11 protein-coding genes are annotated in these 13,519 nt (G+C 64.6%); 5 read left to right on the plus strand and 6 right to left on the minus strand.

All coding sequences use genetic code 11. From position 1 onward, the window contains the following. Positions 1-10: 10 nt before the first annotated feature. Genes CIC12_RS28525 through CIC12_RS28540 form a run of 4 tightly spaced genes read right to left on the minus strand, consistent with a single transcriptional unit; the run spans position 11 to position 4,433 of the window. Positions 11-643 (minus strand): DUF2894 domain-containing protein, encoded by a 633-nt coding sequence (locus tag CIC12_RS28525; RefSeq protein ID WP_168669197.1) that lies wholly within the window; start codon positions 641-643, stop codon positions 11-13. A gap of 31 nt (positions 644-674) precedes the next feature. Then, complete coding sequence (locus tag CIC12_RS28530) at positions 675-1,322, minus strand: OmpA family protein (protein ID WP_168669199.1); 648 nt, start codon at positions 1,320-1,322, stop codon at positions 675-677. Continuing rightward, positions 1,319-3,676, minus strand: coding sequence for a DUF802 domain-containing protein (locus CIC12_RS28535; protein ID WP_168669201.1), 2,358 nt, complete (start codon positions 3,674-3,676; stop codon positions 1,319-1,321). Before CIC12_RS28535 ends, CIC12_RS28530 begins: the two co-directional genes overlap by 4 nt. Positions 3,677-3,686: 10 nt before the next feature. Continuing rightward, positions 3,687-4,433, minus strand: coding sequence for a DUF3348 domain-containing protein (locus tag CIC12_RS28540; RefSeq protein WP_168669203.1), 747 nt, complete (start codon positions 4,431-4,433; stop codon positions 3,687-3,689). 244 nt (positions 4,434-4,677) lie between these two features. Here CIC12_RS28540 and CIC12_RS28545 point away from each other — a divergent pair, with 244 nt between their 5' ends. The 4 genes from CIC12_RS28545 (at position 4,678) to CIC12_RS28560 (ending at position 10,347) form a co-directional block, all read left to right on the plus strand. Further along, a complete protein-coding gene (locus CIC12_RS28545) occupies positions 4,678-5,910 on the plus strand; it encodes an NAD(P)/FAD-dependent oxidoreductase (protein ID WP_168669205.1) in 1,233 nt (410 codons plus the stop codon). A 662-nt stretch (positions 5,911-6,572) separates the two neighbouring features. Further along, positions 6,573-8,819, plus strand: coding sequence for a TonB-dependent receptor (locus CIC12_RS28550; protein WP_168669207.1), 2,247 nt, complete (start codon positions 6,573-6,575; stop codon positions 8,817-8,819). An 11-nt stretch (positions 8,820-8,830) separates the two neighbouring features. Then, positions 8,831-9,667 carry a tetratricopeptide repeat protein gene (locus tag CIC12_RS28555; RefSeq protein WP_168669209.1) on the plus strand — a complete coding sequence of 279 codons (837 nt, stop codon included), beginning with the start codon at positions 8,831-8,833 and terminating at the stop codon, positions 9,665-9,667. Next, positions 9,664-10,347: a Fe2+-dependent dioxygenase gene (locus CIC12_RS28560; RefSeq protein ID WP_168669211.1), complete on the plus strand. Its 684-nt coding sequence runs from the start codon at positions 9,664-9,666 to the stop codon at positions 10,345-10,347. The genes CIC12_RS28555 and CIC12_RS28560 overlap by 4 nt, the downstream gene beginning before the upstream one ends. 93 nt (positions 10,348-10,440) lie before the next feature. On the opposite strand, the gene mctP is transcribed toward CIC12_RS28560, so the two are convergent. After that, positions 10,441-11,922, minus strand: coding sequence for a monocarboxylate uptake permease MctP (gene mctP, locus CIC12_RS28565; RefSeq protein ID WP_168669213.1), 1,482 nt, complete (start codon positions 11,920-11,922; stop codon positions 10,441-10,443). Beyond that, positions 11,919-12,116 (minus strand): DUF3311 domain-containing protein, encoded by a 198-nt coding sequence (locus CIC12_RS28570; RefSeq protein WP_042329644.1) that lies wholly within the window; start codon positions 12,114-12,116, stop codon positions 11,919-11,921. Before CIC12_RS28570 ends, mctP begins: the two co-directional genes overlap by 4 nt. Before the next feature lie 304 nt (positions 12,117-12,420). Between CIC12_RS28570 and CIC12_RS28575 the strand changes: the two genes are divergently transcribed. Next, positions 12,421-13,519 (plus strand): cache domain-containing protein (locus CIC12_RS28575; protein WP_168669215.1); only part of this gene is annotated, 1,099 nt, incomplete at its 3' end.

Consider the following 13,519-nt stretch of genomic DNA (forward strand, 5'->3'; position numbering starts at 1 on the left):
GCCCGCAGCGTTAGCGCGATTTCCCGCGCGCGCCTTTTCCGCCGCTTCCGGCACGCGGCGCTTCTTTACCCGCTGGCGCGCCGCCACCGCTTAGCTGTTCCATCCACGCCAACGTATCGACGTACGACAAGAACTGCTGTAAATACCCGGGCGACAATTCGCGCATCAACGAAAGCGAACGGTGCACGAGGCTGCTCGAGTTGAGCGGGCCGGCGTTGCCGGGCACTTGCGCCAGCGACTGGCGCATCTGCTTCTCGGCGCGGAGTTTGGACCAGACTTCCCGGAAGTAATCGAGCGCCGGCAACTCCGGATACGAAACGGCGTCCGCGCGCTCAGCCTGTGCATGACGCGCGATGTGGCCGATCAGATCCGCCAGCGTTTCCCGGGCGGGCTCGCGTGAAGTGAAAACCGGCGCAGTGGCGTGCGCTTCGACAGATTCGGCTGCGGCCGTCGCGCGTGCGAGATCCGCGGCATACGCGTCGAGCAACCCTGACAGCCTCTCGTCGAGCATGCGCCGCGCTTCGCCGGCATGCGCGGCCGTGCGACGCTCGAGCGCCGCGATGAAATGAAAGCGCACGGGGTCCAGACGGTCCGCACCGCACGCACGCCACGCGTCGAGCGTCGCGCGGGCGGTGTGTGTCAAACCGCTCCCGTCGTTCTCGTTGCTGTCGCCGCTATGCACCGGGCTTCACCGTTGCAGTCGACGGCCGGGGAACCGGCGCGATTTCCACGCGACGGTTTTTGGCCCGCCCCTGATCGTCCGCATTCGAACTCACCGGCTGCTGCGAGCCGAACGCGGCCGCGAACACCGACGCCGCCGGCACGCCTGCGTCGATCAAGCCACGCGTCACCGTCAACGCGCGCTGCGCCGACAGCTCCCAGTTGTCCGCGAAACGGCGATTGCCTTCGCGCAGGCGCTGGTCGTCGGTAAAGCCGCTCACCATGAGGATTTCGTCGTTGGCCTGCAGATACGCGGACAGCGGTCCGGCGAGACTCTTCAGCAGATCCCGGCCTTGCGGCTGCAACTGATCGGAATTCAGCGCGAACAGCACGTTGCCGCTGATGCCGATGCGCCCGTTGACGAGCGTCACGCGCCCGGCCGCCAGCGGCCCGGCCAACGCCTGCTCGAGCGTCTTGCGGCGCTGCGTTTCGGCCTGACGCTGCTTGACCTCCTGCTCCAGCTTGTTGGAGAGCTCGAGCTGCACGCCGATGACGCTCACCAGGATCAGCACGAACGCGCCAAGCAGCACCGACATCAGGTCGCCGAATACCGGCCAGATCGGCGCGGCCGGCTCCACGCCGCCGTCGATTTCCTCGCTCATACGACGTCGGCTCCGGCGGACGCGCGCTGACCCGCAATCCGCTGCAGGTCTTCGACAATCTGCTTCTGCGACATCACGCTCAGATCGATCACTTCACGCGCCTGCGCGACGTAATAGGCCAGTTGTTCGTCACTGCGCGCGAGGGACTTGTCCAGCGCGGTTTCGATACGTTGCAGGTGAGCCGCCAGCTTGTCGTTCGATTCGCCGAACACCTGCACGGCCGCGCCGAACGCTTCGCCGAGGCTCGCCACTTCGACGGCGCTCCCCGTGACTTGCGCGGCGACCGCGCCGAGCTTGCCGGTCTCGTGCTCGACGTGATCGGTGAAGCGGGTGCCGACGCGCTCCAGCAGATCCGCCGACGTGGCGACCAGCGCGTCGACCGCCGTGCGTTGCTCGGTGGACGCGTGGTTCACCGCGTCGAGCAGCGTCTCCAGCGTTGCCAGCAAGCGGCTGCGCTCCTGCAGCATCTCGTTGTCGCGGACCATGCTGTCGGAGAGCTTCTGGCGCAGTTCGGCGACGACCTCCGCCGCGGCCTTGGGCGCTTCGGACGCCGCTTGCACGAGGCGCTCGATCTCGCCGATCGTCTCGCTTGCATGCGCTTGCGTTTGTGCCGAAATATCGCGGGCGGTTTGCGCCAGCGTTTCGCAGATTTCCTGCTGACGGCTCGCGGTTTGCGCGCCCGACTGCTCCCACTGTTCGCTCAATTTGCTTGCCATCGACCCGAGCGTCTCGGTCCATGCGGCCAGACGTTCCTGATCCCGCGCGGCCAATTCCGCCTGAAGGTTCGCCGCAGCTTTGGGCGCTTGCGCCGCCGCTTGCACGAGGCGCTCGATCTCGCCGACCGTCTCGCTTGCATGCGCTCGCGTTTGTGCCGAGATGTCGCGGGCGGTTTGCGCCAGCGTTTCGCAGATTTCCTCCTGACGGCTCGCGGTTTGCGCGCCCGACTGCTCCCACTGTTCGCTCAACTTGCTTGCCATCGACCCGAGCGTTTCCCTCCAAGCCGCCAGCCGCTGTTCGTCGCCCGAAGCCAACGCCGTTTGCAAATCCGCATGCGACTGACCCACGGTGCGCAACAGCGACGCCGAATGCTGCTCGAAGGTCGCAGCAGCCGTCACAAGCGCTTGCTGGTTGTTCGCCGCCAACTTCTCGCCGAGGCTCTGCTGCTGCGACAGCGCATCCTTCCATGCTTGCGACACACTGCCCGCCGTCGCGTCGAGTCGCGCGGATACGCCGGCCAGCAGCGCGATCGAGCGTTGTTCGACGATCTCGGCGGCACGTTCATGGGACGCGCGCAGGTGCGCGGCCAGTTCGTCGTTCAAGCGTTGATGGCCGGCCAATGCATCGTTCCAGATCTGCGCGACGTTGGCGCTCGTCGCCTCGAAACCGCTCGACAACCCGTCGAGCTGCCGCTGCACCGCCTGCGAGACCGTCTCGTGCAACGCCGCCGCCTCGCGCGCAAGGCCGGCCAGCGTGGTTTCCATGACCGGCTGCAACGCCGCGCCCGCAGCACGCGCGCTCTCGGCGACGCTGTCCTTCAACGACTGTTCGACGGCTCCCGCGAGGCGCCTATACGCGGCCTCGGTCTTGCCATGGAACGCGTCCTGGTTTGCGATCTGCCGCTCGTTCGACGCGGCGCTCTGTTGCTCGATGGCCGTCATCATCGTCTGCAAGCGTTCGACCAGCGCCGGCATCACCTCGGCCTGGCGTTGCAGCAACCTGAAGCTTTCCTCGCGCTGATGGCTCTGCGAGTACACGCGCAAGCTCGTCGCGATCTTCATGTCGAGCGTCTGCGCTGCTTCGAGCCGCTCGCGGCGATACAGCGCGGACAACAATCCGAGCATCGCCGAGGTGGCCACGCCCGCGATCGAGGTACCAAACGCGAAGCCCAGTCCCTTGACCGGCGCCGCCAGCGACGCGCGGATCGCCTGCAAATCCGTGGCGCTCTCCAACGCGATGCCTGTGCCACGCAGCGTCGCCACCATGCCGAGCAGCGTGCCCAGCATGCCGAGCAACACCAGCAGGCCGACGAGGTAAGGTGTCAGCGCCGGTCCCGGCAAGGCTACGCGCTCGCCCTCGATGCGCAGCCGCGCCGCATTGCGCAAGCTCGGATGCAGCGGCTCGAGCCATGCCGCAAGACTCGGCGGCGGCCCGGCAAGCCCCGTAACCGCGCGCGTCAACGTGCCAGTCGCCTGACTGTAGCGGCGCAGTTCGAGCGCGCCTGCCACGTAGCAGGCACCGATCAATAACGTGACAGCGAGTGCCAGCGGGTTCGCACCGACATAGCTGGCGGCGATCCAGCACGCAGCGGCCAGACCTGCCAGGAATACAACGAGATCAATACGATATCTGGACATAGCGTCCCAGTTAGCGGGTGCGAAGGGCCGCGAGCAACCCCTCCACCGGTTGAAAACGAACCTCCAGTTCGGCAAGCAGGACGCTTTGCATATCCTTGCGGAATACGTCCAGCCATGCGCCGGCCGTGACCGGCACGGCGTCTTCGGAAGCCTCTGCTGTCTGTGCGGCGGCAAGCGCCTGCTCCTCGGCTGCGCGCAAACGCTCGAAGTGACCGGCAAGCAGGCCCGGCACCGACGCCAGGAGATTACGCTCGCGCTCGCTCAACGCACGCTCCATCACCGCGTCGATCACCGCGAGGCGCGTCATCGCGGGCGCCTGCGCGGCGAGCATGCTGCGCAGACGCCCGCGCAGCGTCGCGATGCCCGTTTCCATCGACTGCTGGATGGCGAGGTAGCGTTGACGAAACACCGCGTAGTCGGCTGGGGCATCCGGCATCTGCATCTGCGTTTGCCCGTGACCGCGCCGCCGCGTTCCGGCCAACACGCTGTCGCCGGCAATGGCCTTGGCGAGCGCGCCGCGCACCCGGACGCACTCGTCCGCTTCGGCGCTGCCGAAGCCGCGCGCACCGGCGGCGAGCGCGGGCGGCTTGCCGTTCAGCGCCGACGACAACGCAATCGCGTCGGTCCAGCCGAGCCATTGACTCAGCCGGTCCGACAACGACTGCCTGGATTCGGGGACATCGACATCCGCCAGACGGGCCAGCAGGCGAATAAGCGCCGGGCCGCTGGGCGCTGTGCGCTGGGGGGCTTGCAACATACCACCGGAGACAAAAAGTCAGCAGTTTACACGGTGACGGGACGTGGGTCGGTGTCGGATGATGTTCGATGCTTCGAGGTGAGGCGGATCAGTGTGTGTGACGCGCACTTGCACCGCTCCTTTTCGCGGGTTTTTTCGTGTCCATTCGAGCGGGTTATCCGGGTTCCGCGGCAACACCGCGTTGTAAGATGAGGCCCGCCGGGATCTTCGAGCGCAATCATTTCAAGCGAGGCAAACAGGCAGCATGAAATTCGATACCGTCGTGCTCGGTGCCGGCATTGTCGGCGTAAGCGTGGCCGTGCATCTGCAGAAGCGCGGCCGCCAGGTTGCGCTGATCGATCGCAAACTGCCCGGCAACGAAACCTCGTTCGGCAACGCCGGGCTGATTCAGCGCGAAGGCGTTTATCCCTATGCGTTTCCACGCGAGCTCGGCACCCTGCTTCGCTACGCGCGCAACCAGTCGCCCGACGTTCGCTACCACGCCGACGCGATGCTCAGGACCGCGCCGTTCCTGTGGCAGTACTGGCGCAACTCTCATCCGGCAAGACATGCGGAGATCGCGAAGTCGTACTCGACGCTGATCGAACATTGCGTGAGCGAGCACCGCGCGCTTGCGGCCGCTGCCGGTGCGAGCGCGCTGCTGCGCCCGATCGGCTGGATCAAGGTGTTCCGCAGCGACGCGGCACAGGAGGCGGAAACGCGGCTCGCGCAACAGTGGCATCGCGAGTATGGCGTCGCGTTCGAAACGCTCGATCCCGCACGGTTGCAGCAGATGGAGCCCGATCTCGACACGCATTTGCGAGGCGGCCTGCGCTACCCCGAATCCGATTCGGTGAGCGATCCCAATGCGCTCGTCACCGCGTACGCGAAGTATTTCGCAGCGCTGGGCGGACGCTTTTTTTTCGGCGATGCCGACACGTTTCGCGAAGGCTGGCAGGTCGATACGGAAGCCGGCACGGTGACGGCGGACTCGGCGGTCGTCGCGTTGGGGCCGTGGTCGGATCGCGTGAGTTCGCGGCTCGGTTATCGCGTGCCGCTCGCTGTCAAACGCGGATACCACATGCATTACGCGCCGCGAGAAAACGCCCGGCTGAATCATCCGGTGCTGGATGTCGAGAATGGCTATCTGCTCGCGCCCATGGCGCGCGGCATCCGGCTCACGACCGGCGCCGAAATCGCGCGGCGCGACGCGGCGAAAACACCGATGCAACTCGCCGCGGTCGAGCCGATTGCACGCACGCTGTTTCCGCTGGGCGAGCGTCTCGACGCTGAACCGTGGATGGGCGGCCGCCCCTGCACACCCGACATGATGCCGGTCATCGGGCCGGCGAAGAGACACGCGGGTCTGTGGTTTGCCTTCGGCCACGCGCACCACGGACTCACGCTCGGTCCAATAACGGGCCGGTTGATCGCCGAGATGATGACCGGGGAACCGACAGTGGTGAATCCGCAGCCGTTCAGCGTGGAGCGGTTTTGATGCTGGCGCGAATCCTGTTGCGCGTAGCGCATGCTGTGGATCGCACAGGTTTCTTGCGCAACAAACCGGCGCCGCCGGAATGAGAATGTCAGCGCGGCTTTTCGCACTGCCCGCCGCAGACCCGTTCGCGAATCGAAGCTTTGCTGTCGCCGGTCAAAGGTCGTAGCTCTAGCGTCGTTACCGACCCTTTGCAGGCATACATCGACCGCTGACATCGCGGTGAAAACCGTCCGCCCGCGCACCTGAATCCGGATCACGGCCATGCACGGCTTGTTATTCGTATGAAAGCAACAGGCTGGAACGGAGCCCTCAAGCAAGCTCATCGAGCGACCCGCTGCCTCTTTTTCCTTGCGAGAGAAGGGCTAAACCATCGCCACCTGCGCTCTTTGCCGCGCTGTCGCGCGCTCGCCACGCGCGCGCGATCTATGCAACAACACACGACAAATGCAGCCATTTTACTTCCAATTCAGTGCAACTACATCCAAGTCGCTACCTGAGCGTTACCGCATCCCACGTCATTTTCATCGCTTATGATTGAGAACGCTTCTCAATTACCCAGTAATTACTTAGAATCGGTTCCGCAACCAATTTGTAATAAACATGGAATTCATGGGTAAGGTTCGCCACGCCTGCCCGGACTCCAGCACTACGGGATAAAAAAAATGAAGTCGCGGTCCGATGAACCGAAGCTGGGCAAAATCAGCACGACGCTGTGCAGCATGTTGGCTGCCGGCCCCGCTCTCGCGCAGGGCACCACGGGCACTGCACCGCCTGACCGGGAGGGCCAACTCGCAGCGATCGCCGTGCAAGGCCAGACAGACGACGGCTTCAAGACGGACCAGTCGTCTTCGGTCAAATTCACCGCGCCGCTGCTCGACACGCCGCGCTCCGTGACCGTGATTCCGCAGGAGCTGATCCAGAGCACTGGCGCGTCGACGCTGACCGAAGCGCTGCGCACCGTGCCGGGTATCACCTTTGGCGCGGGTGAAGGCGGCAATCCGCTCGGCGACCGGCCGTTCATCCGCGGCTACGACGCGCAGGGCAGCACCTTCGTCGACGGTATGCGCGATGTCGGCGCGACCACCCGCGAAGTGTTCAACATCCAGAGCGTCGAAGTAACCAAGGGCGCGGACGGCGCATTTGGCGGCCGCGGCGGCGCGGGCGGCAGCATCAACCTGATTACGAAGACCCCGCACCTGGGCAACTCGGCCGACGGCAGCGTGGGTCTGGGCACCGACCGCTATCGCCGTTTCACCGCCGACGGCAACTGGCAAATGGCCGATCACGCGGCGTTCCGCCTGAACGTCATGAGCCACAACAACGACGTGGCCGGCCGCGACGCGGTCAACAACGGGCGCTGGGGCATCGCGCCGTCGTTCACGTATGGCCTCGGCACGCCGACCCGCGTGACGGCGAGCTACTATCACCTGCAAACGGACGACCTGCCCGACAGCGGCATTCCGTACTACTACACGACCACCAACAAGCCGGCAGGCGTCAGCACGATCTATCCGGCGCCGGTCGACCGTCATAACTTCTACGGGCTGATCGACCGGGATTTCCGCAAGACGACTTCGGATATCGGCACGGTGCGTATCGAGCACGACATCAACAGCAACCTGACGGTCCGCAATACGACGCGCTACACGAAGTCGACTCAGGACTACATCTGGACCCAGCCGGACGACAGCCAGGGCAACGTGGTGAACGGCATGGTGTGGCGCCGCGCGAACACGCGTGCGAGCGACGTCTACAGCCTCGCGAACCAAACCGAACTGTTCGGCGAGTTCAAGACGGGCTTCCTGAAGCACAGCTTTACCACCGGCCTCGAAGTGTCGCGCGAAACCAGCGTGAACGACTCGTACACGGTGGCTGCCGCAAGCGGCGCGATCTGCAAGACTGCCGGCACTGGCGCGGCGTCGAACTATAACTGCACGAGCTTGTGGACGCCGAATCCGAACGACCCGTGGGCCGGTTCAGTCAAGCAGACCAACGACCCGAGCGAGCAGCGCACCACCACCAAATCGCTGTACGCATTCGACACGATCGAGCTGACGAAGCGCTGGCAAGCCAACGTCGGCCTGCGCGTCGACGACTACTCAACCGACTTGCGCAACACCGTCGCCAACGGCGCTGGCCGCGTCTCGCGCGACGATACGCTGTTCAACTACCAGTTCGGCCTCGTCTTCAAGCCGGCGCCGAACGGCAGCATCTACACGTCGATCTCGACCTCGTCGACGCCGGCGGGCGCGCTGCTCGGCCAGGGTAGCGAAACGCAGTCGCTGACGGCGAGCCGTGGCGTGGGCCCGAACGCCGCTCAAATGGCACCGGAAAAGAACCGCAGCATCGAACTCGGCACCAAGTGGAACGTGCTGGACAACAAGCTCTCGCTGACCAGCGCGATCTTCCAGATCGATACGACCAATGCGCGCGTCACGCTGCCGGACAACACCTACGCGATGGTCGGCAACAAACGCGTGCAAGGTTTCGAATTCGGTCTGGCCGGCCGGTTGACCAACAAGTGGCAAGTATTCGGCGGCTACACGTATCTGAAGAGCGAGTTGCGCGACAACGGCAAGACCACGTCGGATAACGGCCACCAGTTCCCGAACACGCCGAAGAACAGCGTCAGCCTGTGGACCACCTACGACGTGCTGCCGAAGTTCACGATCGGCGGCGGCGCGTTCTACATGTCGCAGGTGTACGGCGACACGGCGAATCTGCGCGCGGTGCCCGCTTACTGGCGCTTCGACGGTGTGGCGACGTACCGCGTCAACAAGCATGTCGACCTGCAGTTGAACGTGCAGAACATCTTCAACCGCACGTACTACGATCAGGCTTATGCGGCCCACTATGCGTCGATTGCGCCGGGGCGCTCCGCGTTCCTGACGCTCAACGCACACTACTAGGCGGCGGCCCGATGGAACAGGTGACGTTGAAGGCGTTGGCGAGCGTGTCCCATGACGAGCTCGCCGCGATTCTCTCCGGGCCGCCCGCCCAGGCCGCCGCCTGGGTGGCGGCGGCCGCGCATAACGGCATCGTCCAGGCGCAGGCCGTGTATGGGCAATATCTGCTCGATGGCCACGGCGTCGAGCGCGATGCCGAAGAAGCGTTCACCTGGTTCAGGCACGCCGCGCGGCGCGATCATCCGATGGCGATGAACATGCTGGGCCGCTGCTACGAACATGGCTGGGGCACGGCCGCTTGCGCGCCGATCGCGGTCTACTGGTATCGGCTCGCGGCGCGGGCCGGACTCGATTGGGGCATGTACAACTACGCCTCGGCATTGGCGCTTGGCAACGGCGTCGAGTGCGATCGTGTGGACGCGTTGCAGTGGTTCCGGCGCGCCGCCGAACTGGGACACGCGAAATCGCTGAACTTCGTCGGCAGCTTTTACGAAGACGGCTGGGAAGTCGACGCGGACGCAACTATCGCGCTCGACTATTACCGGCGCGCGGCGCGAGGCGGCGACTTCCGCGGTCAGTTCAATTATGCGCGGCTGCTGGCCGCACGCGGCGAGATCGACCACGCGCTGCAATGGCTGCACCGTGTGCCCCACACGGCGACGCCGGCGTTCGTCGCGAAAATGCAGCGATGGCTGGCGGCTTCGACGGTGAGCGTGTTTCGCGCGCTGGGTGAAGACATCGAGGCAAACTTCACAGCGAACGCCGCCGCGCACATCACCGGCAACAGCACGGCGAACAGCAATGCGCCACATAACACCACGCTGCGCCCCGCACGGGAATCACGCGCATGATGCTTCACCTGCAAGGCGTACTCAGCAAACAGCAGGTCGCGCAATGCCGCGAAGTGCTCGACGCGGCGCAATGGATCGACGGCAATGCGACTTCCGGCATGCAGTCGGCGCAGGCCAAGCGCAACCAGCAACTGCCCGAAGGCTCACCCGCCGCGCGCGCGGTCGGCGATGCGATTCAGGACGCGCTCGGCGTCAACCCGCGGTTCTTTTCCGCGGCGCTGCCGCTGAAAGTGTTCCCGCCGCTCTTTAACCGCTACGCAGGCGGCCACTGTTTCAACACTCACGTGGATAACGCGATCCGCCTGCTGCGCGGCACTGACTTCCGCATTCGCAGCGATCTGTCGGCCACGCTTTTTCTGGCCGAGCCGGACACCTACGACGGCGGCGAACTCTGCATCGAAGACACCTACGGCGTGCATCGCGCCAAACTGCCCGCCGGCGATATGGTGCTCTACCCCGCTTCGAGTCTGCACCACGTGAGCCCGGTCACGCGCGGCGTACGCGTCGCATCGTTCTTCTGGATCCAGAGCATGGTGCGCGACGACGGCGAGCGCACCATGCTGTTTCAACTCGACAACGACGTGCAGCGTCTTGCCGCCGAGAAGGGTTCGAACGACCCCACGGTGGTCAGCCTCACCGGTATCTATCACAATCTGCTACGCCGCTGGGCGGACGCCTGAGGCGAACCGGCAAAGAACCGCGGGACAGTACGCACAATAAAAAACGCCGCGAAGCAGGAGCTTCGCGGCGCTCTATTCAGACAAACACAACGATCAGGCCGCGGCCACCGCTCTACGCGGCGACACCACCGACACGGCAAACGTCACGACGATATTGGCCACCAGCGCAATCAGGCCGATATACAGCGGATAGGCCGTCGCGCCGAGATGCAGCGCGTACACCGGCTTGAGCCCTTGCGACATCGCGAGCCCGGTGCCAATCACGATGCCGACCAGCCAGCCGCAGAACAGCCCCGGCGTGTTCAGCCGACGCGTATACAACGAGAACACGATCGCCGGGAAAATCTGCAGAATCCACACGCCGCCGAGCAACTGCAGGTCGATCGCATACTGCGTCGGCAGGAACACGATGAACAGCAGCGCGCCGAACTTCACGACCAGCGAGACGATCTTGGCGGTCGAAGCCTCGCTCTCGGGCGAGATATTCGGCGACACGAGCGGGCGCCACAGATTGCGGGTGAACAGATTGGCCGCGCCGATCGACATGATCGCGGCGGGCACCAACGCGCTGATCGCAATCGCCGCGGCCGCGAAGCCGACAAACCACTGCGGGAACAGCGTGCCGAACAACGCCGGCACCACGTCGGACGCCGACTTGACGTTCACGTCGGCGGCAATCGCCATATAGCCGAGCAACGCGATCAGACCGAGCAGCAACGTGTACGCCGGCAAAAAGATCGCATTCTTCTTGACCGTCTTCGCCGACGCGGACGACAACACCGCCGTCATCGTATGTGGATACATGAACGCCGCCAGCGCCGAACCCAATGCGAGCGAAGCGAACGCGGTGAACTGCCCCGGATGCAGAATGATGCCGGTCGCACCGCCCTTGGCCTTGAAATGCGCATCGGCTGCGTCGAACACGTGTGCGTAGCCGCCCAGTTTCGCCGGAATCAGCCACACCGCCGCGATCACGACGATATAGATCATGATGTCCTTGACGAACGCGATCATGGCCGGCGCGCGCAGGCCGCTCGCATACGTGTAGAGCGCGAGAATCACGAAGGCGACGATCAACGGCATTTCGCCGCTCACGCCGAGCCCTTTGATCACCACCTGCATACCGACCAGTTGCAGCGCGATATACGGCATCGTCGCGACGATGCCGGTCAGCGCGACCGCCGCCGGGAACCACTTGCCGCCGTACTCGCCCTGCACGTAGTCCGCCGCCGTGATGTGGTTCTTCGCGTGCGCGACCTTCCACAGCTTCGGCATCACCGCGAACACGAACGGATAGACGATGATCGTGTACGGCAACGCAAAGAAGCCGTACGCGCCCACCGAATACACAAGTGCGGGCACCGCGATCACGGTATAGGCGGTGTAGAAGTCGCCGCCCACGAGGAACCACGAAATGATCGTGCCGAACTGGCGGCCGCCCAGACCCCATTCATGCAATTGGGTCAGGTCGCCCCGCTTCCAGCGCGCGGCGAAAAAGCCGATCACGGTGACGAGCACGAAGAACGCGATGAACACGCTCATCGCGACCGGGTTCACGGGATTCAGATCATTCATTTGACACCTCGATACACGATGTAAATCAGCAGCGAGGTCAACGGCACCCACAGAAACTGATACCAGTAGAAGAACGGAAAGCCGAACAGCGGCGGATGCGTGTCGTTATAGAACGGCAGCCACAGCAGCGCGATATAAGGGATCAGCAGAATGAGCCAGAGCCATGAACGGCCGGCGGATGGGGAGGTCTCCACGAACTTCTCCTAGGTCTATTATCGACACCGCACGCCATGACTCGTGGCCCGGCGCACGGAAAACCGATGATCTGATATTGGGCAGAAAACCGGATGCAGGCGTCTCCCGCCTGTTTGCGGACATGCCGGGGCGACCCCGGCCTACGCGGCGGCGCAAATCGTCGCGCGCAACAGGCCAAAGGGGGCCGCCGCGCGCGGGTTGCCGCGGGGATGTAGTATTCGCCTTCGTGAGCGTCCTCACAAGCGCGCAACTACGTAAGCCGGCTACGTACTACTACGTAGCCTGTCGGCTGTTTTTTCAACGATGAAACTCAAAGCGAAGATTGTCCTGCTGGCGATCGTGCCCTTTCTCGCGGCCATCGCCAGCATCGAAACCGGCGTGCGCCGGGAAGCCACGGCGCTCGCCGAAACGCAGCACGCGACCACCCAGGCCGCGTACATGGCGAGCAAGGAAATAGAGCTCAAACATTACGTCGAGCTTGCCACCACCGCGATCGCGCCGCTTTACGCCGCCGGCCAGGACAATGCGCGCGACGATGCGCTGCTGCGCATGCGCGCGCTCGACGTGCTGGAAAAAATGGATTTCGGCAAGGACGGCTACTTCTTCGTCTACGACATGCACGGCCGTTCGTTGATGCATCCGCGCGAGCCCGATCTGGTCGGACGCGATCTATGGGCGCTGCGTGACAGCCAGGGCACGCCGACGATCCAGCAGTTGCTCGCCGCGGCCTCGCGCGGCGGCGGCTACGTGCGTTACCTGTGGCATCGTCCGTCGACCGGCAAGATCGCGTCGAAACTCGGCTACGTGGTGCCGCTCGAACGCTGGGGCTGGATGATCGGCACCGGCATCTATCTCGACGACGTCGACACGACGCTCGCGCATATCGACGAAGGCGCGGCCGCCAACATCGATCGTACGATGAAGTGGATCGACGCCATTGCCGTGGCCGGGCTCGCCGTGATCGCGCTGTGCGCGCTCGTGCTCAACGTCACCGAATACCGCAGCGCCGACGCGAAACTGAAGCGGCTCGCCCAGCAGGTGGTCGAGTCGCAGGAAAACGAACGCGCGCGTTTGTCGCGCGAGTTGCACGACGGCATCAGCCAGATGATGGTGTCCGTGAAGCTGCTGCTCGAATCCGCGCTCGCGCGCTTTGAGCGCGGCGACGCGCGCGTGCCCGCCGCCGAAGCCGCGCTCACCACCAGTCTCACGCGGCTCGGCGATACCTTGCGCGAAGTGCGGCGCATTTCTCACGCGCTACGTCCGTCGATGCTCGACGATCTCGGCGTCGCAGCCGCGCTGGAGCAACTGACGCGCGAACTCAGCGAGGAGTCCGGCATCGAGATCGGCTTCACGCACATCACGCACACGCATGCGGCGACGCTGCCTGACACCGTCAACACCG

It is taken from the genome of Paraburkholderia sp. SG-MS1 (assembly GCF_012275575.1).
In the GTDB taxonomy this organism is placed as follows: Bacteria; Pseudomonadota; Gammaproteobacteria; order Burkholderiales; family Burkholderiaceae; genus Paraburkholderia.